Source organism: Shewanella halifaxensis HAW-EB4 (assembly GCF_000019185.1).
In the GTDB taxonomy this organism is placed as follows: Bacteria; Pseudomonadota; Gammaproteobacteria; order Enterobacterales; family Shewanellaceae; genus Shewanella; species Shewanella halifaxensis.
In genome coordinates, this window is record NC_010334.1 from 2,384,104 (window position 1) to 2,406,370 (window position 22,267).

The following is a 22,267-nucleotide window of genomic DNA, read 5'->3' on the forward strand; positions in this document are numbered from 1 at the left end:
CTGGGCATTTGTAATAAAGCGACTGCCATTGAATCAAATTAGCTAACTTTAACTGGGTTAACTATCGGGGAATCCCTGATATTTACCTCGGCACTTAAGCGGACAAATGTTGAAGCCGTATTCAAATGAATATTTGAGAGAAAAGAACGCAAATAGCTGATGCAAATGAATAAGATAAATATCTTGGTGTCATATGGAGTGATTAACTGCAGCAAGCGTTAACTAAGTAGAGGTTGGCTGCTAGTTGTATCTGTTTTAAGCTAAGTGGTTGATTCGGTGGAGTGATTCAACTGATGGGAGCCTCATTCAAGCAAATAAGTTTGCAGCGAATGGCGAACCGTACGAGCCCGGCAATATCAAATATATTAAGGCGGGACATAATATGGGCGCGATGGGTTTCAACCGTCTTAATGCTGACACTCATGCGTTCGGCTATTTCTCTTGTTGAGTAACCTTCGGCAATCAGTTGTAGGATCTGTCGCTGACGGCTAGTCAGCAGTTTTATTAAGTCACTCTCTTGATTGCTATCGCCTCTAAGTTTGTCGACCATTTCCAGATCAATATTTTTACCGATATATTGTTTGTCGTTAATCAGTGTCGAAATAGCGGTTTCTAATTCTTCCACAGCGGATTCTTTCATTAGGTAACCATGGCTTCCTATGGTGAGCGCTTTTGCAACGTATTCAACGTCACTATGCATAGAGAGCATTAAAATTTTTGTCTTGGTCTTCATCTTGGTGACGCTACGTGCAACCTCGAGTCCATTTAATCCGGGCAAAGAGATATCTAAAATTAACAGCGTCGGTTGGTGAGTTCGCAGTAATGACAGAGCTTCAATACCATCTCCCGATTCTTTAATGACCTCAACATTGGCTATGGACTCCAATAAGGACCGGATCCCTGCTCGGACTAATATATGATCGTCGACGAGTATAATTGTAATTTTTTCAGACATTAGGGATCACCACCTTGATTATTGAACCATTACTGATGCTTGAGTGAAGTAATAACTTACCGGATAACGAATGAACGCGCTCTTCCATACCGAGTAGCCCAAGGTGCACGCCACTAAAGGTATTCTCTTTAACTTTGTCGACATCAAATCCTTTACCATCATCCTTTATTTCAATGAATAACTGTTCGCTATGATAGCTGAGGCTGACAATGATCTGGCTGGCGTTAGCATGTCGAATAGCGTTATTGACCGACTCTTGGATGATCCGAAATACGTTAATCGTGATCCCTTGATTAACCATGGGGAAATCACGGCTCACGGATAACTTTATCGGCTTGGCGATTAATGCTGACATCTTTTCGAGCTGCAACTTTACTCCTGCAACGAGTCCCTCATCATCTAAGAGTGCTGGACGTAAATTGAAGGATATAGAGCGCATTTGTTGGATCATCGTATGGGTAATTGAAATCGCGGATTCGATGCGTTCTTGCTCTTGGTAGTTAAACTTTTTATAGAGCTGAAGGTTGATTTTAGTCGCTGTTAACGTTTGCCCGAATTGATCATGTAACTCTCTAGAAATGGATTTTCGCTCCTCTTCTTTGGCATTTTGTATTTGGCTTGCTAGGCTTCGCAGCCCTTGGTATGCGGTACTGAGTTGTTGTTCGCGATTTTCTACCTCATCGAGTGCGACCTGCTTTTGAGCTTGTAGTGCCTGTAGTCGCGCCGTATGTTTCTGCCAACGCGCAAGGCGCATTTTATGGAATGCAATAAACATCATGATAATTATGGTTATAGATGCGATTCTGACAGAGGTCTTCATCCACCAAGGCGGCACTATCTTGACATTAAGCTTAGCGGGATCACTCCACTGACCATTGTTTCCTTTTCCTTTGACTTCTATCTGGTGAAGCCCTGGCTCCATTTTAAAGAACGTCATGTGTTTTCGATTGTTTAAAGGTTGCCATGGGCTTGATGGCGTTAAACGATATTCATAGTCATGAGTCTTCTCGGAAAAATCTAATAATGAAAACTCTAAGGTGAGTACTTTGCCCCAAGGAAGAGACAGCTCTAGATCGTTTGCTATGCCCATATTCATCAGTGGTAAGGGCAGCGACTCATGTTCAATTTTTGTAAATTTAATCGGGGCGGGGAGCTCTGGAGATATCACTCGGTTACGCTCAATACTGATCACACCATTGATGGCACCAAAATAGCTGTGGTCAACACTCTGGCTACTGGCGTTTTGTGAAAAACTGCCGACATGAAATAGTTGTTCATCGCCTAAGTTAAAGGCTGTCTGTTGTGATGGGTTTAGAAACGAAATGCCTTTTTTTGTTGTTAACCATAAATTGCCATCGAGCTCTGGTGTAATTGAGAGAATGCTTTGCCCTACAGATCCAAGTTGCTCACTAACCGCTTGGAATCCCAGAACCCTATTATTGGTATCAAATAAAATTTTGCTTAAGCCACCGCCGTCTGTCCCCACCCAAATTTGTAGCTTGCTGTCGCGGACGAGATCTGTGACATAAAAATGGCTGAGTGGGTTTTCCTCTGCAGAATTTGGTTGGAACCGCTTGCAGACCCAAACAAGTGTCTGGCATCGATTTAAGCCACTGGAGCGGGTTCCTACCCAGATCTCATCACCATCGACGAGTAGAGAGGTTATGTAATCGCCGCTAATAGACGCTTTATTGGTACTGTCATGGCGATAGGCGGTGAATTTTTCAGTGTTTGGATTAAAGTGGTGTAGCCCTGTGCCTCCAATGCCAATCCATAAGTTTCCATCTAACGCTGGCTCAATGACTCTGACATAACCTTTGCCAATTGAATTTGGATGAGTTGTATCATGCTTAAAGAAGGCTAATGTTTTTCCTTGGGTCGATAAGTGCCACAATCCTTGTGATGTGCCCACATACAGCTGATCTGCACCTAATTGCGTGATGCTGTGTATACCTTCGATTAAATGCAGCGAAAGCGAGGACTCAACCTTTAAAATTTGTTGCGAGTCGTGGTCTAACCAATGTAGTCCCGTGCCTAATGTGCCGACCCAAGTTTTGTTATTGGCTTGGTCTGTGAAAAGGGCGCTGACATTCCTTATGGTGGGTAGGGTGTTACTGTTAGCGTTATCGATAAGTGTCACATAAGGGACTTCTGCGTTTATACGCTGTAATCCAGCCCCCCAGGTGCCAACAAATAACGTGCTCTGACTGTTTTCGACTATGCTAGTGACAGTACTGTTTGCAGCGTTTGGCCTTTCATTGCCGCTAACAAGCGTATTATTGGCGAGATCTAACACCATAAGACCATACCCACTTGTGCCAATTGCGAGGGTATTTTTTTGGGTCAAATGAAGATTGATTACAAGTGGTTGCTTTTTAGAAGAGGGCGTTAAATAGATCTGTTCGACGGTATCGCGCAGTGGGTTCATTTTTAGCAAGCCATTGCGACTTCCGAGCCAGAGATTTTGCTGCGCATCTTCTGTGATTGCAAAAATGTCGTCATGACTGCTGTTAGGTAGTGCGACTTGGACGAATTCCTGTTGCACTGCATCCCAGTATGCTAACCCAGCCCCAATGGTGCCAAGCCACAGCCGCTTGTTACTATCTAAGAACAGCCGATAAACATAGTCATTCGGTAATGATGTGGGATCATCTGCATCATGGTAGAAGCGTGTTATCTCACCTGTGATCCTATTTAATCTGTTTAAGCCTATCTGAGTCGCTATCCACAGTTGGCCATCGACGTCCTCAACAACATCATAGACACTGTCATTACTGATACTATTTTGTTTATCTGATTGATGACGGTAATGGGTAAATGTATTGGTTTGCGGTACATATTTATTCAGACCTCCACTATTTGTTGATACCCAGATGGTGTGATCGCTACTTTGATATATGTTGCGAATATCTAACGCACTGATGCTATTAGGTGTACTGGGGTAGGGGATGTGTTTTTGTACTTGGTAACCATCATAGACAAATAAGCCATTCTTAGTTCCCACCCACATAAAGTCTTGATGATCGATCAGCAGCGCTAAAATAATATCCTCTTCTAAGCCACTGTTCAGGCCGATTCGACTGCTTTGTAAACTTGCCCAAGCCTGGCTCTGTAGGGCTAACAGGGTGATGACCGCGATCAGGACAATAGATATTAACTCTTCTAGTTTTGACCAAATTTCGCTGCAAATTATATACAAATAAAATCTCTCCGGTTTTTTGTTGCATAGATGTTAAGCGATGATTTAACCGATACTAAAAGGAAATGGCGTAATACACAATACGAATAACCACACGATTTAGTTTCGCTTTATTCAAATTCCTGTTTGAGAAATATCAGGGTTTCCCCGATATTTCACTCGATAATTTTCAGGTACGGTTATTGACTTGTAGTCATTCTACTCACTAAAAACGGATAACTACTCACAAATAACGAATAAGGAAAGAGTATGAAAATCAAGCAAGGTATTGCTGGTGTTACGGCACTGTTGACGGCTTTAATCCTGTTAGCACCCATGGCGCAAGCGGCAAAATTAAAAACTCAAAATCTTACACAGTTGATTAATTCCTCTGAAAGCATAATTTCTGGGCAAGTCGAAAAGGTAACCGACGGTTTAACTGACAAGGGGATACCTTATACCGAAGTCAGTATCAAGATCGGCAGTGCGGCAAAAGGTCAGCACGCTAAAAACTCAACTTACACTTTTCGTCAGTTTGGTTTATTAAAACCCCGTGTTATGGCAAACGGTCGACAGATGCTTGCAATGGCTCCGGAGGGCTTTCCGCGTTGGAATGAGGGGGAATCAATTATCGCCTTTATGCACAAGTCAGCAAAGCAAACGGGTTTGCGTACGACTGCGGGCATGGCACACGGAAAGTTTAACCTCGTCAACGGCAATGTTTTAAATGAATTTAATAACGACGGGATCTTTGACAGTGTGGAGTTTGCTCCTGGCTTATTGACTCATGAAGAACAGAACATGATGACTAACCCTACAGCTATCAGTGCCGCTTTCTTTATGAGTGTTGTTGGACGCGCCGTTTCACAGCAGTGGATTGACAATGGGAAGATGAAATAATGAAATTATCTAAATCTACACTGGCAATCGCCATGTTTTTAACGTCCGGCACTGTAATGGCTGCTGGCCCACTATACACAACAGACGGTGCAAACCCTCAGCCTTATAAATGGGACACTTCAGCAGGTTCCATTCCTGTCTATGTCGATGGCGGTGCTGCGTTTACCTTTGATTATGATGGTAGTGTTTTCTTGTCAATTGAACGTGCAAATGAGATCACCCAGTTTGCTTTTGATCAATGGAACAATGTCGAAACATCAACTTTTGAGGCTAATATTGCTGGTAGTATCGAAGAGCAAGTCGGGATTGCCGATGTGACAGGCGCAAACGCAGCGCAAATTTATACCGTTGAAAATGGCTATGGTTTTTATGTCTTATATGACACCGACGGCAGTATCTTAGAAGACTTTTTTGGTGTGCCTAAGTCTGCCGTGCTCGGAATTGCTTTCCCTGAGTGGGCTGACGAAAACGGTAATATAACCGAAGCCACCGCAGTGCTTAATGGCTGGAATGTTTATGTGCAAGATACTAAAGGCGAGCAAGTAGCTGGTGTATTTACCCATGAATTTGGTCACGCGATTAACTTGTCACACTCTCAGACAAATGGACAATTGGCTTATTTAAGTTGGCCTGGTGCTCCTTTATATCCAGGTGTTGCAGGGTGTGACGTTGAGGCCATTCATGATTTTGAATATCCAGCAGAGTATGGAGGAAACCCTGCCGATCCAGACATTATCGAAACCATGTTCCCTTTTATTCGTCATGATGGTGTGGGTGGTGTCAGTCAAAGTACCGTGAATGTACTTGATGACCGTGTATCGATATCTAACTTGTACCCAACTGCTGAATATAAGAGTCAGTTTGGCTCAATTGAGGGGACATTAAGATTAAAGGACGGTCAAACAGAATATAGTGGTATTAATATCATAGCGCGTAATGTCAATGATCCGCTTTTCGATGCCGTATCTGCGCAATCTGGTAATTTAACTCAGGGTAAGGTGGGGCCTGATGGCTCATTTAAGATCAATGGTCTAACACCTGGGCAAAGCTATGTTTTATATACGGAAGAGATCTACCAAGGGGGATATCCAACTCAACAAACACCTTTGGTGTCTGTTGCAGAATATTGGAATGAGGCCGAAGGTAGTAACCCTGCAGCTGATGATGCCTGTGACGTTACTCCTATCATTGCTGAAGCGGGCAAGACTAAGCAAGCCGACTTAACTTTCAATGGTTACGATGATGGTATCGAATTTAGACCCATCGTGAATGCACACCTTACCGATCTGGCTAAAAATGGCCGCTCTTCAATGGGGGTTATTAACGGGATCGGTTTCACATGGGATGAAAATAAAGATTTTACCATCCTGCCTGATTACATAAGGGTAAATAGCGGCAGGATGAACCGTAATGGTAATAAGTTACTGGTTAATTCAGACTTAGATGGTAACGGGATCAGTGCTCCAGCAATCTGGACCAAAGCGCATGGTGCTATGTCTTTAGGTGACTTAACCGGCAATACGTGCGGTGGTTCTGGCATGGAAGGGATGCAAGCTGCTTCAGGTTGGGACATCGATGACGCCGGTAATACCGTTGTTGGATTGGCTTACAAAGATGCCAATAATAACGGTTATTGTACTGAATATGATGAAGGTGAACTGGTGCCATTTATTTGGACTCCAAAAGCCGGTATGCATGAATTAGACACTCGCGGCGTTAACTGGGATCGCTATAGTTGGATAAGAGCGCATGCTATCTCAGGTAATGGTGACGTCGTGCTCGGTTCTGCCGATGGCTGGGAAGCCGTGGCCTGGGTTAATGAAGGTGAAATGATCAATCTCTATGAGGAGGTTGGCGCGACTGAATCCCATGCGGCTTCTTACGATGGTAAAACGGTTGCATTGGCAACTGAGCAGGGAAACACTTTACTTTGGGATCATACTAAAAAAGGTGATGCAGCATTTACCGATATTGGTGGCCTGACTTGGTGTGAAGACATTCCATTTTTATGGTGGGGCCAAGATCTCTGTGTACTCGAAAGTCCTGAATGGGTTCAAAGCACATTTGGTGCCGTCCCAGCTTCACCTTTTGATATGAACGACGATGGCAGTGTCATCATCGCTCGTGCAGGTGATTTCTGGGCTGGATTTGTCGGTGCTATTTATATTGACACCATTGGTTGGATGCCGCTCACTGAGTTTTTCGGCAAGCAGGGAGTCATGGAGGCTGAAAATGCTTATATGAACAACCCATTGTCAATTAGTGGCTCAGGTTCAGAAATGGTAGGAGGCATTGCAGGTGTGAATATGTCTTACCACGTCAACATGGATCAGGTCTATGTGTGTGAAGATGGACAATCTGTAAAAACTGGTTTCCCTAAAGGGCTTATTAGTAAGGTTAAGTCTGGTGCTGAATTTGGCCGCTGTGAACATCTTAATTAACAATATGCTTTAATCTAGTCGCCACTCGAGAGTACTCGAGTGGCTTAATCTGCAATTCTAATCACTAGTCTCAATCTCTAAACACCTGCACTAAACATCAACACTAAACACTAGTGAATCCAATACCCCGTGCCACTGTGTACGCCGCCCTCCGTGGTACTTGCTGATTTACTTCGGATTAAATATCCGGCATACGCTTGTTTCTCGTGATAAGTGCGGTCAGTGTGAATTTTTTCAAAGAGCTAATCTCACCACGAAGCGCTGCGCTTTCACGAAGAACACGAAGGTAAAGATAAAGCAACCTAGCGGCTTGGGAAGCTGTCTTCTTCGTGGCCTCTTTGTTCCAATAACATCCATGTTTAACGGGCAGTTCGCTATCCCTAGCTCTCGCTTATTAGCACATGGCTTCGCCATATTCGCCGTGGTGAATAGCTTTTGTCCTGAAATGAGTTGAAAATGATTAAACTATATTGTTACTGGGCAACATGGCCCTGAAATCATTTAAGTCAGATTCAGTTATAATGCCTTTTGTAGCTTGCTTAGCGAATGTGAATAGTTTTTGTTTATTATGTTCTACTTTCATTGCCCCGCATTGACTGGCATGGGGTCAATGTATTGTGAGGTAGTTTCACAAAATTATTAACAGGATTATAGGATGCTGTAATACCAATTATATATCTGTCTGGGACTTTAAAAATTTAGTGTTTTATTTGCCTATCTCATTGAACCCATACACATTAAGGCCTTTTATTGTTGCAGGTCTTGATCTACATCGCTCAACCCAAGCCATTACATTTTTATATGATCCAAGCTCAAGTTGTTTAGCAGCCTTATAAAATATATCTAGCCAAATTACCCAAGGGAAAATAGATATATCAGCGATACTATATTCATCACCAACAATATAAATACGATTTTGAAGTCTTTCATCTAAAATGGATAGTAGACGCTTGGTTTCATTCGCAAATCTTGCTTCAGGGTAAGGGTGGTCACAATTTTCTTTACCGTAAGTATGAAAATGACCAAAGGCTCCAAACATTGGCCCAACAGCGCTTGCCTGAAAGAAAAGCCACTGAATTGTCTCACACCTTTGTCTTGGGTTCTGTGGAATTAACTTTCCTGATTTCTCTGCCAAATATAGTAAAATTGCACCTGATTCCATTATCGAAATAGGTTGCCCTTGCGGCCCCTCAGTATCAATGATTGCTGGTATCTTTGAGTTTGGATTTATCTTTGTAAACTCTTTACTAAACTGTTCACCCTTTAAAATATCAACCGTGTGGGCATCATAGCTCATTCCCATTTCTTCGAGCGCGATTGGAATTTTAATTCCATTAGGTGAGCCTAGTGAGTAAAGTTGAATATCAGACATCTTAGTTCCTCCTAATTATATCGTTTTATTAATTTCTACTTTCTAAGATTACCCTACCAGTCTAGATACATTTATAAGAGTTGAGCAATCTGACGAATTCATCTACATGCGGTTGTAATCTGTTTTCTTCCACGGCTGTTCTAGCGCCATACAGTACCAACGGCTCTACAAAATTTAATCCTGTATCTTCTGCCATTCTCTCAATGGGTAAAAGTAAATCACGGATCATTAACTCGTTGGTATCTTTGTTGCGATATGAGGTGATGTCACTCCCTGTACTTGTCACACAAATCAGAGGCTTACCATGCAATTTATCGCCCGTTGAGCCATAAGCAAATCCATACTCTAACACGCTATCTTGCCATTCTTTTAGAAGTGCAGGTGTTGAATACCAGTAGGTAGGAAATACAAAAATAATAACATCATGCGCTAGTAATCTTTGTTGTTCTTTCACTGTGTCAATCTTGAAATCAGAATATTCTTTATACAAATCAACAGTGGTCACATGACTAATAGATAGAGCGGAATTAAATAATGCAGCGTTGATCGTTGAGGTTTCAATTGAAGGGTGTGTAAGTATCACTAATATATTTTTCATAATAATCTCTAAGCTAATCATTGGCTTGTACGATACAGGCTCAAGTTGCAAACATAATATATAAACCTAATAACTCTTAGAATAGCAACTTAATGCAAATCAATTTTGCGTTTTACGCAAAGGTCTTGTTTATGCAACGATTAACTGTGATTCATCACTTGTAAATTTATTTCAATCCATTTTAAAATTCAAAACTTATAAAAAAACAAATTTTTCAAAATAACAAACACACCCGAAATTGTTAGATTGAAGCTCCAATTCTAGGTTTTAGTTAAAGTCGAAGAGAGGAGTTTGTTATACCGACGCTAAGAAAAGCATTAGTAAGTTTGGGCAGTACACCAAAGTATAACTTATAACTCACTGTATTGATTGGTGTTTTATGTGGTGAGACATTGTTGTGTTAGAAGGTATTGTTGTGTTGGACAGTTTTTTTGTGAGGGTCTTTTTTGAGAAGGGCGTTTTAAGTCTCAAGCGGTTACTTGATGAAGTGGCAAAGAATATAGCGTGGGTGAACACGTAAGACACGTAACAAGGTTTTGCGAAAAATTCGTTAGTTCCGAATAAAACTTGAGGCAACTTTTACCTTATTATATCCGACCTCTTTATCTATTTACTATCTGCTATTTACCCTTTAAACCAGACCATCTAGATCATCTATTACTTTGAAATGTTGAACTCGGCTAGGTGTGGTTCCTCGTTCGATACGTTATCCCCTCCAATGGCTATGCTATGTAGCTATTTTGTGTACGCTAATTGTAGCTATGCTTTTGATGGTGATTTTATCTCTGGCTTGAACGTTTTGCCTATTACAGAAGTAAATTTAATAAGATTATCCTGTGTCGCAACCACCAGAATACACATCAACTTTTGTTTGATATTCGAACTACTCATCCAAACGGACCATTTATTGACCACAGAACCCTGTATTTTAATTAGCCATGCCTAATTGAAATTACAACAAAATGACAGGGCGCTAGTGTTTAACAAAACAGTGGTGCCAAAGATATTGCCACAAAGAGTTACTTAAATCGGACCTAAACCTACACAAGGAAATATACATGTCTAGTCAAGAAACGTTCAAAGCACTTACTTCACAAATCGAATCTGTGGTTAACCCGTTTTACAGCTTCAATCAATTGGTCAGCAAAAATATTGAAACACTTTCAAAGATCCAGTTACAAAGTGTTCAGGCTTACAGCAGCCTTGGAAACGAGACCCTGCAAAGCTTGGCGAACATTAAGCAGCCTCAAGATCTTGCCTCACACAGTACTAAACAGATGGAGGTGATGAGCAAATTCAGCCAACAGTTGCTCGAAGATGGGCAAAAGCTGTCTCAGCTTAGTCAAGACTTTAAAGCGGCTGCTGATGAACTCGCTGCATCTTCTATTCCTGCGACAAAAAGTGTGTAAAGCATAATAGTTTGGCGCGCTGTTTGCTCAATAAATACTGAGCAAGAGTGCGTCACCTTTTTATTCGTTTTAATTTGCCACTAAGGACGCCATCATGGAAAGTAAATCGCCCTTTCAAGACACGATAGACAATGCATTGCAATTTGGTCAAGCATGGATGGATAGCTTCGGACAGTCCGCTCAATCATGTATCGTAGAAACTCAAGTGGAAGATTTGGCACAATGGATGCGTTCATCGGTCGAACACCCAGTTAACTCTATTGAGCAACAAATGAATTGGTGGGGGCAACAAGTCAATCTATTTAACGATTGCATTATGAGTAGCTTACCAACAGAAAAAGAGACTGATCGACGATTTAAAGATCCAGCGTGGAACGAACAGGCACTTTATAAATACATCAAAGAAAGTTACAAGCTGGCTTGTAACAATGTTCAAAGCTCACTCGATAATACAGAAGGGCTAGATGACGAAACACGTCAGCGATTATCCTTTTATACTCGCCAGTACCTCAATGCTATGTCGCCGAGTAATTTTGTTGCTACCAATCCTGAAATAATGAAGCTAACCGTTGAAAGCAAAGGGCAAAACCTGATCAAAGGGCTAGAACAACTTCAGAAAGATTTAGCGCAAAGTGCTGATACCTTAAATATTCGCATGACAGACAAAAACGCCTTCACTATCGGCAAAAATATTGCCACAGCTCCGGGTAAAGTTGTATTTAAAAACGACCTGTTTGAACTTATTCAATATCAAGCAACAACGGAGCAAGTCTACAAACGACCTTTGTTGGTAGTACCGCCTTTTGTGAATAAATTTTATATCATGGATCTGAGTCCTGAGCGTTCTTACACACAATGGCTAGTGAGCCAAGGGCATACCGTCTTCATGATCTCTTGGATTAATCCGAATGCAGACATGGCAACAACTGACTTTGGTGACTACGTTACTCAGGGCATTATCCCTGCGTTAGATGCAATAGAAGTTGAAACTGGTGAACGCGAAGTCAACGGTATCGGCTATTGTATTGGCGGAACACTGTTAACGACTGCAATGGCTTATTTAGCAGGAAAGCGTCGCAAGCAAAGAGTCAAATCAGCAACCTTACTCACCACCATTTTAGATTTTGGCCAACCTGGCGAACTGGGTGTATTCATAAACGAGCCACTTATTAGTAGCATAGAAGCGCAGAATAATGCTCGTGGCTACATGGATGGACGACAAATGGCGGTGTCATTTAGCTTGTTAAGGGAAAATAGCCTGTATTGGAACTACTATGTGACCAATTACCTCAAAGGTGAAAGCCCAATGGCGTTCGATCTACTTCATTGGAATTGTGACAATACGAATATTACCGCTGCGACACACAATCAGCTATTACGCCAAATGTACCTTGAAAATAAGCTTAAGGAACCTGGGGGGATAGCTATTGATGGGGTTAATATCGATCTTAGCAAAGTGAAGTCTCCGAGCTATTTCTTATCCGCCATTGAAGATCATATTGCAGTCTGGGAAGGCACTTTTCGTGGAACAGAGTTATTAAACGGTGATAACACGTTTGTGCTGGCCGAAAGTGGCCACATTGCAGGACCAATGAACCCGCCAAATGCCAATAAATATGGTTTTTGGACCAATAGCAATAACAAGCAGAGCCCGTTAACATGGCTCGCAGAGGCTGATAGTCATCAAGGTTCATGGTGGCCCCATTGGCAATCCTGGATCGATGAACGAAATTTTTCAGAAAAAATAGCTGCACGTTCACTAACTGGAAATTTAGATGCTCCGGGTGAGTATGTAAAACAACGCATACAAGATGTAATAGCACTAAAAGAGGAGGTACACCATGGCGCTTGAAGTGGGCCAGAGCTCGGCAATTGAAAAATGCTTAGATCAAGAATCGGTAGTCCAGTTTGCATCGTTAGCTGAGGATTATAACCCTGTGCATTTGGATGCTAAATTTGCTGCTAGCACGCCGTTTGAACGTCCAATCGTTCACGGTATGTTGGCATCCAGCCTTATCTCAGGATTACTCGCATCAGAACTACCTGGCTCGGGTACTATTTACCTTGGTCAGACATTAAAGTTCGTTTGCCCTATATATGTTGGTGAAACCATTACAGCTAAAGTAACGGTGAAACATATCCGCGAAGATAAACCAATTGCCACGCTAGCAACTCAGGTCTTCAATCAAGACGGTAAACTTGCCGTCGATGGCGAAGCAACTGTCAGATATATCGTTGGCTAGCATAGATTAACTGTAAGATTAATTGTGAAAGATTAATTGTGACCCCCGTAATTGTTGACTGGGTTTTCAACCTCTGACTTAGCTTTAATAATCACAATAGGGCAGAGGTTGTTATGGCTAGAGCAATTAAGTACATTAATTAGCGTGGAAAACTCCTTTCATCACTGTATACCTAGATGGGGGCAAATAGATGGGTGCTCCGGCTAGCCTCTTATTAATCAACAACAGAGCCACCCATAAATATTTATAGCTTTAACGCCTAATCAGAGTTGGCAAATTTAAGCCTGCAGCAATACCAATCAACACATATATCACTGTCGTTTTCCTGCAGGAACACTGAAGGTAAGGCAAGCAAAAGCTGACTATCATAGCTGGCACCGGCAATCGTCCCTCATCAAACATCCAGCAAATATATGGATTCTATATTCGTCCATATCTGCGGTGGATTCATCGGCTTATCGCCAGTTACCACAGTATTGGTTGACGAAATGGTAAGAGACAATCATGATGAACTTGAACAGAAAGTGGATTTACTTAGCGAACTAAATGAACAACAAGCTAAGCTAACTCAATCCATTATGGTTGAAAAAATGAAAGCAACACTAACGTAGGAGTCTGTAATGACTGATATATGCCAAGAAGAGCTAAAAGATAATTTCAACCATTTTGATACCGATGGAGATGGAAGAATTGTACTTTCTGAGTTCAAACTCCTACTACTCGCTCTAGAAACAATTGAACCCGGTGAAAGTGCTGAGATAGGTTTTAACGAAATAGATCTCGATGGAAATGGAAGCATTGATTTCGAAGAGTTTAGTGAATGGTTTAACAGCCAATAGCATGTTTATAAGGGAGCTTGTGATAGAGCGCTCTTATCCAAATTCAAACTAGGTTATTATCTTTAGTCGCTCACAGTTAATCCTAAGTTTATCAAAACTGCCAACTATCTTGAAAAACACCTAACACGTTAGCAGTAATCTTCGAATGAAGGTAACTCCGATAGCCTCCGCACTTGGTTATCTAGCTCTATTTCTTACTATAAACTTCTAGTTTCCTAACTTGTTTTTTGGACAGAAGCTGCTCACCACGGCGAAAATGGCGAAGCCATGTGCTAATAAGCGAGAGCTAGGGATAGCGTACTGGCCGTTAAACACGGATGTTATTGGAACACAGAGATCACGAAGAAAGACAACAACTCAAGCCCTTGGCAGTCTTTATCTTCGTGTTCTTCGTGAAAGCACTGCGATTCGTGGTGGGATCCGTGCTTTGGAAGAATTATGCCTGTCCTAGATTTTGCTAGATTTTGTTCCTAGATTTTCGCTTTCATTAGACTTATAGCCTGTTGCTGAATGAGCCTGAACTCCCTAATTCGCTCTGACTGATCCGTAAATTGAACCGAGTAAAAGACGCAATGACCGTTAAACATTCACAACTGCTACTCTATAGTTTGGTGATATATCTGCTAAAATTTCTATCTATTAACAGGCTTTTTAAAGACATTTTCGCGAACATCATTGGAGACAAATGTGTTCACCACACCAACCAAAGATGATTGGACCCGTGGCTGCTTATACGCTATAGCCATGGGAACACCGCTACTCTTAGATCAATGGATAGCCAGAGATATATCGGCCTTTATTGCGCTTGGCGCCATGTTTACTCTGAGGCTCGATCCCCGCTGTCAACCTAAGCATCAAATTATGGCGATGATGGGTGGAATGCTATTGATGATATCTGCAGGTATACTCGGAAAGTTACTCGTTGGTTATAGAGAGTTAGCGGTAGCGGCACTGCTTATCTTCAGCTTTATTGCAGGACAGCCTAAGCCGGAGCTAAGCTACTTTAGTTTACTGGGAAAATTTGTGGCCGCAGCCTTAGTGCTCGAAGAGGTTGGGTTCCCTGCAACACTGACGACTGTACTTGCTTATCTGAGCGGGGCGCTACTGGCACTGTTTCTGACCTTAATGCAATCACGTTTCTTTCCTACTCAGGCCACAAGTTGGTCCCCTTCCAATGAATGGCGCGAACTGCTATCGGGGCATTTCAACGGCCCACTTTATGGTTTCACTCTACCGCTGACTATCTTAGCGGCGATGTTAACTGCCGACTGGCTAAATGCTCAACATGCGTCCTGGGTCGGGCTAACCGTACTTTTTGTTATGCATGTGGATGCAGCAAATGCTTGGGGAAAAATTGGGATGCGGATTGCTGGTACCTTGTTGGGGGTCATTTGTGCTTATATCGCGGTGAGTTATTTACCCAGTTGGAGCTTCCCGTATCTTATTATGCTGGCGGCCCTTTTGATGCCGACATGCTTACGACAAAACTACCTCCTCTTTAGCTGGTTAATCACCATGGTGATTTTGCTGGTGGTCGATCTAGCGATGCTGCAACAAGGAGGAGATGAGTTTCTTATCCAATGGCGTTTTATTGATACGCTTATAGGTTGTGCTTGGGTTGCAGTGAGTTTGACGCTGTTACGTCTTGGAAGAAAGTGGTGGCCTAATCAGCCAGATACACCGTAAGTCCAGTTACGGTGCATTTAGACACCCTTAGATTGCTTTTTAAACATAGTCTTGGACATTGTGACTCATGAGTTAGTTTGAGAAGTTTAGACTTATAAGTGGTTGATTTTACATGGTAACGTTCAGCGAGTCGAGTTGATGTGTCGGTTTGAGTCGGGACTCATACTTTCTAGGATTACAATTCGAACAGTAATCATAAGCACTAAACTCAATCGCCAAAAATTAGCGAATCCAATACGCCCATACCACTGTGAACGCCGCCTTCTGTGGTGCGGGCTGACTTACTTCGGATTAAATATCCTGCATAGGCCTTTTTATCTGTGGCTTGCACGTTTATGTCTTTAATATCTATCTCTTTATTATCTATGTTTTGCTTAAGTAAGCCTTGCACGTCTAACTGTTTCACTCCTATTTTTTTAACGTCTATAGCAGCTTCGCCGTCGATATGCACGGTGAACATGCCGATCTCGCTGATCAAATCATCGACTTGTAGTAACTCACCTTTGCGTACGGTTAATGCGGGAATGGGTCTTGGTGTAGGATGAAGTCTTCGCATAAGCGACCAGGCTTGATACTCGCAGGGTTTGAGCTCGGCAAGCTTTGACAGAATATCGTCGCCAAATATGCAGTGGCCGCCACCTTCGCCTTGGTTTTTAAGTACCCATTGCTCGCTGCCAGTTTGGGTGATTGAGGCTGCGCTGCCTTTAGTGACCGCTCGCATCTCGCCGAGTAATCCTTTAACGGTTTTTGCCTCATCTAGGGTTAAACCAAAGCGGGTGAGGGCATCGGGCTCCATAGAAGACAGTAACATCTGCACCCGTTTGCTGGTGGCCAGTTGCTGACTCACGGTTGCGTTAACGGCGACTCGGTGTCTTTCAATAAAAATACGAGTTTGCATTAATGCTTCGCAGCATACGCGGCTGATGATGTCATTGGCGTGATAATCGCTGTATTGATAACCCGCGCGTAGGTATACGGTATCGATTGGCCCGACACCTTCTAACAATAATCTGTGATTTGCGCCGGTTGAGAGTTTGTTGTGCAGTTCGCGAAAGGTACGTCTAACCGTCCTAATTCCTTTGGCCTGTAACGCACCTTCAAGTAGGTGTTGATCAAACACGTTGTCTTCGTCAGCTTGCACTACCATCAAAAAAACAGGCGGGTTATTCTCGCTGTATGTCGTTGCACTGTTATTAATAGCCTTACTTGAAAAACTATCTGCAAATTCATTTTTTATCTTAAATGTCGCGTTGGCAATGCCCTGAGATAACCTTTCAATGGCTTGGTTTGCTACAAGTTCAGTCTCTTGCTGGCTTGACCACTGTTTAAATTCTTCTGGCCATTGCTGCTGTAGGTATTGATGTAATTCATGCACTCTTTGGCCAAATGGCCCCATACCTGCGGCGATGCCGTTGAACTCAATGAGCTTCGGCCCTAAAGCGGTATCATCCATAAAGTCACTGCGCATGATTAATAGGGGCAATCGTTTAGCGTCGCTTTGGTTGGAGTCATTCATCTTGGTATCGATGTTTTTAACATCAAGATAGCTATCGCCGCGATGACTAATGCCGCGATTACAACAGTTGTCAGCGTTAGATGGGTCATAGATTGCATTATGCATCTCTAATAAGGCTTTAAAGAAAGGCTCTCCTGAGGTGACTGGGGCAATTGCTTGGCTTAAGAATTGATGATCTTCTGATGCATAGTGTACTAGCTTACCAAGCAGATTTACCGAAGCGACCAAGTTGTGAAAGCGCTCGCGGCTAATGGGTGTAGGTGTAAAACTAAATGCGGTATGAGAAGCTGAATAAGCCGTTGCCTTGATAACCATTCCATGGGTTATCGCCCATTCAATAGCGTCTTGTGAAGCTTGTTTTGTCGTATTGTTAATCATGGTTGCCACCGTAAAAGTAAGACTCTAGCAATTAGAACGCGAATTGCGACATGAGTGCGTGCAATAGGTGCGTGCAATAGGTGCGTGCATTAACTTTGGCTGTGTACTTTCATTTGCTGTAAACAGCTCCAAATGTGCATACACAAACAATAAATGAATATTAGTGAGCCACAAACCGTAAAGTTAAGCTCTATATATAGGCTCATACATAAGCCTTGTACACACAATAAAAGCAATTGATAGACGTAATTTCAGAAGATATTTATGCTGAATTTGTATTTAGGTCTACATTTCTAATTATATCGAAATGTGGGTTTGTATACAAGAAAATGCTGAAGTAGTGGAAAATAAACAAGTTTATAAAGATATTTAAGGTTGATACTTTTGATAAAGAGAGTAGATTGTTTTTATCCGGCAATTCGAGTGAAAGTTAGCATATTCATCTACGGATCTGCCAGCAAACTTGCTGTTGTTTCTAATTCTTAGCTCAAGTTTGTCATACTGTTTAACAAGAAGTTTTCTCTACTAAATGGACGTTTGGTAATGCAGTGTCTATAAAACAGTATGAGTAATTATTTTATTACAAACAAAGTTGTCGATATCGCAATAGGGAATTTTTTATGAAAAACAAAATGTCACGTTTATTTCTCGGTTTAACAATGAGTTGTAGCGTACTCACTTTAGGTTTGTCCTCTGCTCAAGCTGCTGACTGTTCAAAGCTTGCAGGCTGCGCCGAGAAGAGTTGTAAGGTTGAAGCCTTGATTGCGAATGCAAAGGCTAAAGGCCACGACCAGATGGTCGCTCAGTTACAGTCCTCACTTAAACATGTTAAGGCTAATTGTACTGACGAAGGCATTAAGAATGATTTACAGATAGAAATTGCTGGTGTGCAACTGCAACTCGAAAGCTATGAGGCTGAATTAAAGGCAGCGAAAGCTGCTAATGAGTTAGATAGGACATATAAGTATACGCAAAAAGTCCTAGCAGAAAATTACAAGCTAACGCAGTTAAAGCAAGAGCTTGCAAAAATGAAGTAGCTTGTGGCTGTTTGTTTACAGCCCTTGGTTATTTACACGCTACCAAAAGTTAAGAGCTTTAGTGGTCAGCAAAACGGGCCCCTTAGTGTTAAGGGGCATGTTTTTTTAGAGGGTTAAAATAGTCCTTGTTACACTCAGCGCTAAAGCATTACTCTTTATCTTGTTGTTCTATAAAGTCCTTAAACTCAATCTCATATAACCGAGCCAACACTAGAGTTACCGCAAAAATAATTGGGCCATAGATCAGGCCTATGAGACCAAACAGCTGTAAACCACCAAGCAGAGAGAAAAACAGCAGCAGGGTGCTCATACCTGTATTGCCTTGCATCAGCCAAGGTCTGAGAAAGTTATCAATCGAGCCAACCACGACGACTCCCCAAACCATCATAAATATCGCCCATTGCCAGTCACCAGTTATAAATAAGTAAATCGAAGCTGGCAGCCAAATCATAGCGGTGCCTACAAATGGGATAAATGACGCAAATGCCATCATGCTGCCCCAAAATAAGCCTGAAAATCCTGCTAATGACATCGCTATTCCACCTAGGACCCCTTGGGCTAATGCAGTAAGAAATGCCCCCAATACGGCAGACTTAGCAACAACCCCTACTTCATTGAAGATAAGCCCTTGCTGCGAGCGAGATAGTGGAATGATGTGGCGGGTGTTATCGATGATTTTCTCCTGATCTCGCAAAAAGAAAAACAACACAAATAGCATCAATCCAAAATCTAAAAAGGTATCGGCGACATCGCCAGCAATGCCTGTACTGGCACTTAAAAAGCTGGTACTCAGTTGTGTTACTTTTCCTGCAGCTTGTTGTACTAGCTCATCTATCTTAATGCTGTCAAATGGCAGCCACTTATTTAATAAGGCAACACCACTTTGAATATAGGGATGAGCAAGAAAACTTTTTGCTCCGCCGCCAGTAAGCCACTCATAGGCATTAGTCATGAAGTTGATGCCTTCATTCATAATTGCCATCGCCACAAACAGTAGTGGGATCAACACCATCACGGTCACCAATGTACACGAAAAGACTGAGGCCATATTGGGGCTATTTGGCATACGGTGTTGTATTCGAGTGTGGATCGGTAGAAATAATATCGAGACAATAAACCCCAGTACTATCGAGCCTAAATAAGGGGATATGAGTAAATAACAGACATAGAAGGCGACCGCTAAGGCGAATAGTAAGGCTAAGTGGTGCGGTTTGAGTTTAAGACTACTCATACAAAAAAACTCCAAAATAAAAGCAAGGTGGCTGTCAGAGAGTGAATAATCACGCCCGCTTACTCTATCACTAGTAATATAAGTTAATAATTGCAGCAAGTTCAGCCCCTAACTAAAACTATCCGTTCGGGCTTTTAAAGGCCTTCATTGGGCTAGAAAGACATTGAAGATAAGGCATTGCAGTGCAGTTAAGCAGTGATTATGGGCTACAGTAGCATTTAGTCAACGTCAACAATGGCTTCTGTCTTTATCTCTGTGTGCTCATTCTCTCAGTTTTTTACTCTCTGTTGGTCCATTTCTATGTTTATTGACGCCGCTTTTTGCTTCAGTTTGTAATATCTCAGTTTCATAATGGCCGTATTGAATCATAACAACGACTGAATCTGCATGATTTTTCAAAACAGAAGGTGAAACGGTCGAACCGTATGTATAAGAGCTTGAAATCGTGATCTATAGACGACAAATGAAGCAAATTATCCGAATCCTTAAATCCTGAGGTTTAATGTGAGATGTAGGTGAGAAAGTGTATTTAGCGTGTATGAGAATGGGACGTTTGACTCATGCTTGATGGGGTATCGATATATATCCGTTGAGTATGTTCCGATAAAAAACAATTTTAATATGTCAAAAAAATGGTGCTGTGAAGTTAATGGGTCGAAAAGACTATATTCTACGTAATTTAAGCCAGTAGCCTACTATCAAGGACCTTACTATTGTTCATTTAAGTAAAAGATATGAACTATAATTAGATTAAGGTTAGTTGTGGTCAGTATTTTGGCATGTCTTATATTTGAATTTTTAACTTCGATTTATTGCAATTCAGCTTTTGCTGTGCTTTATTTATTATATATCAGTTAGCTTTAATTATGTAGTAGATAGATGGTATATAGGTCAATAGGATTTGACCTTATTTTATAACATGGAAGTTAAATGTCAGGGTTATTTCGTCAGCAGGCCGTTGAGGCGCAAAAGCAAAAGTTACATGGTGATGTGTCATTGGCGCAGCCTATTAGTATCTATGTATCTGCAACTGTTTTACTTGTCATTATTGTAGCCATTGTCTTCTTCCTCTCTTTGTCTCATTACGCTCGTAAAGAAACCGTTCGTGGTTATTTAGTGCCAGACAAAGGTTTAATTAAAACCTATGCTAATCGCAGTGGCAATATCGATGTACTGCATGTGTCTGAAGGCGACATAATTAAAAAAGGCTCGCCATTAGCGACCATAGTGTTAAGTCGCAGCATGCTTTCAGGTGAAGAACTGAGTGAGTCGTTAATAGATGAGCTTAAGCTACAGCTTACTTTATTAACGACCGAGCAAAAAGTTAACCAGTCTTTATTAGCAAAAGAGACCCAACGTCTAAAAAATTCCATTACAGATAATAAGCAGGCGTTAAACGTGTCTGTAAATTTAGAAGCCCTGCTAACTGAAAAGTTGGCACTGCAAGTTAAACAACAGACCCAGCATCAAAAGCTGTTTGATGATGGTTATTTATCGACGCTAGACTACCAATCTCAGCAACAAAAGCTAATCGCAGTAAGGCAAGAGATAGAAAACCTTAAGTCTAACCAAGTACAAATACGAAGCCAGCTTAATGATGCACTGTCTGAATTGGATATATTACCGAGTCAGTTTGTACTTAAAGACGGTGATATTGAAAGACGCCGCTCGGAGCTTAAACGCCAAATAGATGAAACAGAAAACAGCTACCGCTTTGTTATTCGTGCAGCTGAAGCCGGAACAGTTGCCTCTATTCAAATTGTCGAGGGCGAGTTTATTGCTACAAATCGTCCCTTAATGAGCCTTATCCCCCAAGGAGCACTGTTGGTCGCTGAGTTACTGCTTCCGACCCGAAGCGCGGGTTTTGTTAAATCAGGCGATGAAGCAAGGCTGCGTTTCGATGCCATTCCCTATCAACGTTTTGGATTTTTAGAAAGTCGCGTTTCTCGCATCGATAAAGCATTATTGCTTGATGGTGAGGCTAAAGTGCCCGTTGCTTTATCTGAGCCGGTATACCGCATTAGAACCCAGTTATCGAAACAGGATATGTTGGCTTATAGCGATAGCTTTCCCCTAAAAAGCGGTATGTTACTCGAGGCTGATATTGTGCTTGATAGGCGTAGCTTACTGGATTGGTTACTCGATCCAATCTATAGCTTGCAAGGGAGGGTTGGCTAATGGTTGCTAAGTCTCCAGATAACATCAATCCTCCATCCGATCCTATAGAGCTATTAGAGTTTTCGGGTAAAACACGTGTTCCACTCATTTTGCAGGCCGAGATGGCAGAGTGTGGCCTTGCTTGTGTGGCGATGATTGCTAGCTTTCATGGTCATAAGCTCGATATGGTTGCCTTAAGAAAGCGCTTCACCGCAGACTTGAAGGGCATGAACTTACAGCAGCTCATTACGCTCAGTGACAGTATGGGGCTAGCTAGCCGAGCACTTAAATGCCCAATAGAATGAGGTCGGTAAACTGTCCTTGCCT

The 22,267-nt window shown here is 42.0% G+C and carries 17 protein-coding genes; 11 read left to right on the forward strand and 6 right to left on the reverse strand.

Going from position 1 to position 22,267, the window contains the following annotated elements; translation table 11 throughout:
• Positions 1–286: 286 nt before the first annotated feature.
• Complete coding sequence (locus tag SHAL_RS10305; protein WP_012277076.1) at positions 287–955, reverse strand: response regulator; 669 nt, start codon at positions 953–955, stop codon at positions 287–289.
• The gene (locus SHAL_RS10310) at positions 948–4,154 is read right to left on the reverse strand and encodes a ligand-binding sensor domain-containing protein (protein WP_012277077.1); all 3,207 of its coding nucleotides are present in this window, start codon (positions 4,152–4,154) and stop codon (positions 948–950) included. The genes SHAL_RS10305 and SHAL_RS10310 overlap by 8 nt, the downstream gene beginning before the upstream one ends.
• 249 nt (positions 4,155–4,403) lie before the next feature.
• On the opposite strand from SHAL_RS10310, the gene SHAL_RS10315 reads away from it, so the two are divergent.
• Complete coding sequence (locus SHAL_RS10315) at positions 4,404–5,033, forward strand: hypothetical protein (protein ID WP_012277078.1); 630 nt, start codon at positions 4,404–4,406, stop codon at positions 5,031–5,033.
• Complete coding sequence (locus SHAL_RS10320; RefSeq protein ID WP_012277079.1) at positions 5,033–7,474, forward strand: zinc metalloprotease; 2,442 nt, start codon at positions 5,033–5,035, stop codon at positions 7,472–7,474. Before SHAL_RS10315 ends, SHAL_RS10320 begins: the two co-directional genes overlap by 1 nt.
• A 706-nt stretch (positions 7,475–8,180) precedes the next feature.
• Here SHAL_RS10320 and SHAL_RS10325 read toward each other — a convergent pair.
• Positions 8,181–8,846, reverse strand: a complete 666-nt coding sequence (locus SHAL_RS10325; protein ID WP_012277080.1) for a glutathione binding-like protein — start codon at positions 8,844–8,846, stop codon at positions 8,181–8,183.
• A gap of 61 nt (positions 8,847–8,907) precedes the next feature.
• Positions 8,908–9,444 (reverse strand): NAD(P)H-dependent oxidoreductase, encoded by a 537-nt coding sequence (locus SHAL_RS10330; protein ID WP_190273631.1) that lies wholly within the window; start codon positions 9,442–9,444, stop codon positions 8,908–8,910.
• Positions 9,445–10,502: 1,058 nt separating this feature from the next.
• Here SHAL_RS10330 and SHAL_RS10335 point away from each other — a divergent pair.
• From SHAL_RS10335 to SHAL_RS10355, 6 genes are all read left to right on the forward strand, one after another.
• Positions 10,503–10,853, forward strand: coding sequence for a phasin family protein (locus SHAL_RS10335; RefSeq protein WP_012277082.1), 351 nt, complete (start codon positions 10,503–10,505; stop codon positions 10,851–10,853).
• A gap of 94 nt (positions 10,854–10,947) precedes the next feature.
• On the forward strand, positions 10,948–12,705 hold the full coding sequence (gene phaC, locus SHAL_RS10340) for a class I poly(R)-hydroxyalkanoic acid synthase (RefSeq protein WP_012277083.1): 1,758 nt from the start codon (positions 10,948–10,950) through the stop codon (positions 12,703–12,705).
• Positions 12,695–13,096 carry a MaoC family dehydratase gene (locus SHAL_RS10345; protein WP_012277084.1) on the forward strand — a complete coding sequence of 134 codons (402 nt, stop codon included), beginning with the start codon at positions 12,695–12,697 and terminating at the stop codon, positions 13,094–13,096. The genes phaC and SHAL_RS10345 overlap by 11 nt, the downstream gene beginning before the upstream one ends.
• 413 nt (positions 13,097–13,509) lie before the next feature.
• Positions 13,510–13,707, forward strand: a complete 198-nt coding sequence (locus SHAL_RS23070; RefSeq protein WP_150102082.1) for a hypothetical protein — start codon at positions 13,510–13,512, stop codon at positions 13,705–13,707.
• A gap of 9 nt (positions 13,708–13,716) precedes the next feature.
• Positions 13,717–13,935, forward strand: coding sequence for an EF-hand domain-containing protein (locus tag SHAL_RS10350; RefSeq protein WP_012277085.1), 219 nt, complete (start codon positions 13,717–13,719; stop codon positions 13,933–13,935).
• A 687-nt stretch (positions 13,936–14,622) separates the two neighbouring features.
• Positions 14,623–15,621, forward strand: coding sequence for an FUSC family protein (locus SHAL_RS10355; RefSeq protein ID WP_012277086.1), 999 nt, complete (start codon positions 14,623–14,625; stop codon positions 15,619–15,621).
• 208 nt (positions 15,622–15,829) lie between these two features.
• Here SHAL_RS10355 and SHAL_RS10360 read toward each other — a convergent pair whose 3' ends face one another.
• The gene (locus tag SHAL_RS10360) at positions 15,830–17,515 is read right to left on the reverse strand and encodes a glutathione synthase (RefSeq protein ID WP_012277087.1); all 1,686 of its coding nucleotides are present in this window, start codon (positions 17,513–17,515) and stop codon (positions 15,830–15,832) included.
• A 620-nt stretch (positions 17,516–18,135) separates the two neighbouring features.
• On the opposite strand from SHAL_RS10360, the gene SHAL_RS10365 reads away from it, so the two are divergent.
• Positions 18,136–18,552 (forward strand): DUF1090 family protein, encoded by a 417-nt coding sequence (locus SHAL_RS10365; protein ID WP_012277088.1) that lies wholly within the window; start codon positions 18,136–18,138, stop codon positions 18,550–18,552.
• Between the two features lie 148 nt (positions 18,553–18,700).
• Here the strand turns inward: SHAL_RS10365 and SHAL_RS10370 are convergent, their stop codons facing one another.
• Positions 18,701–19,783, reverse strand: a complete 1,083-nt coding sequence (locus SHAL_RS10370) for an AI-2E family transporter (protein ID WP_012277089.1) — start codon at positions 19,781–19,783, stop codon at positions 18,701–18,703.
• A 930-nt stretch (positions 19,784–20,713) separates the two neighbouring features.
• On the opposite strand from SHAL_RS10370, the gene SHAL_RS10375 reads away from it, so the two are divergent.
• Positions 20,714–21,961 (forward strand): HlyD family secretion protein, encoded by a 1,248-nt coding sequence (locus tag SHAL_RS10375; RefSeq protein ID WP_012277090.1) that lies wholly within the window; start codon positions 20,714–20,716, stop codon positions 21,959–21,961.
• A complete protein-coding gene (locus tag SHAL_RS23650; RefSeq protein ID WP_398364772.1) occupies positions 21,961–22,245 on the forward strand; it encodes a cysteine peptidase family C39 domain-containing protein in 285 nt (94 codons plus the stop codon). The genes SHAL_RS10375 and SHAL_RS23650 overlap by 1 nt, the downstream gene beginning before the upstream one ends.
• The last annotated feature ends 22 nt before the right edge of the window (positions 22,246–22,267 follow it).

Excerpts from the sequence above, each read along its gene's own strand:
- SHAL_RS10330 (WP_190273631.1), bottom strand. The coding sequence starts at position 9,444 with ATGAAAAATATATTAGTGATACTTACACACCCTTCAATTGAAACCTCA.
- SHAL_RS10335 (WP_012277082.1), top strand. The coding sequence starts at position 10,503 with ATGTCTAGTCAAGAAACGTTCAAAGCACTTACTTCACAAATCGAATCT.
- SHAL_RS23650 (WP_398364772.1), top strand. The coding sequence starts at position 21,961 with ATGGTTGCTAAGTCTCCAGATAACATCAATCCTCCATCCGATCCTATA.
- SHAL_RS10305 (WP_012277076.1), bottom strand. The coding sequence starts at position 955 with ATGTCTGAAAAAATTACAATTATACTCGTCGACGATCATATATTAGTC.
- SHAL_RS10370 (WP_012277089.1), bottom strand. The coding sequence starts at position 19,783 with ATGAGTAGTCTTAAACTCAAACCGCACCACTTAGCCTTACTATTCGCC.
- SHAL_RS10320 (WP_012277079.1), top strand. The coding sequence starts at position 5,033 with ATGAAATTATCTAAATCTACACTGGCAATCGCCATGTTTTTAACGTCC.
- SHAL_RS23070 (WP_150102082.1), top strand. The coding sequence starts at position 13,510 with ATGGATTCTATATTCGTCCATATCTGCGGTGGATTCATCGGCTTATCG.
- SHAL_RS10325 (WP_012277080.1), bottom strand. The coding sequence starts at position 8,846 with ATGTCTGATATTCAACTTTACTCACTAGGCTCACCTAATGGAATTAAA.
- SHAL_RS10315 (WP_012277078.1), top strand. The coding sequence starts at position 4,404 with ATGAAAATCAAGCAAGGTATTGCTGGTGTTACGGCACTGTTGACGGCT.
- SHAL_RS10345 (WP_012277084.1), top strand. The coding sequence starts at position 12,695 with ATGGCGCTTGAAGTGGGCCAGAGCTCGGCAATTGAAAAATGCTTAGAT.
- SHAL_RS10365 (WP_012277088.1), top strand. The coding sequence starts at position 18,136 with ATGAAAAACAAAATGTCACGTTTATTTCTCGGTTTAACAATGAGTTGT.
- SHAL_RS10375 (WP_012277090.1), top strand. The coding sequence starts at position 20,714 with ATGTCAGGGTTATTTCGTCAGCAGGCCGTTGAGGCGCAAAAGCAAAAG.
- SHAL_RS10360 (WP_012277087.1), bottom strand. The coding sequence starts at position 17,515 with ATGATTAACAATACGACAAAACAAGCTTCACAAGACGCTATTGAATGG.
- phaC (WP_012277083.1), top strand. The coding sequence starts at position 10,948 with ATGGAAAGTAAATCGCCCTTTCAAGACACGATAGACAATGCATTGCAA.
- SHAL_RS10350 (WP_012277085.1), top strand. The coding sequence starts at position 13,717 with ATGACTGATATATGCCAAGAAGAGCTAAAAGATAATTTCAACCATTTT.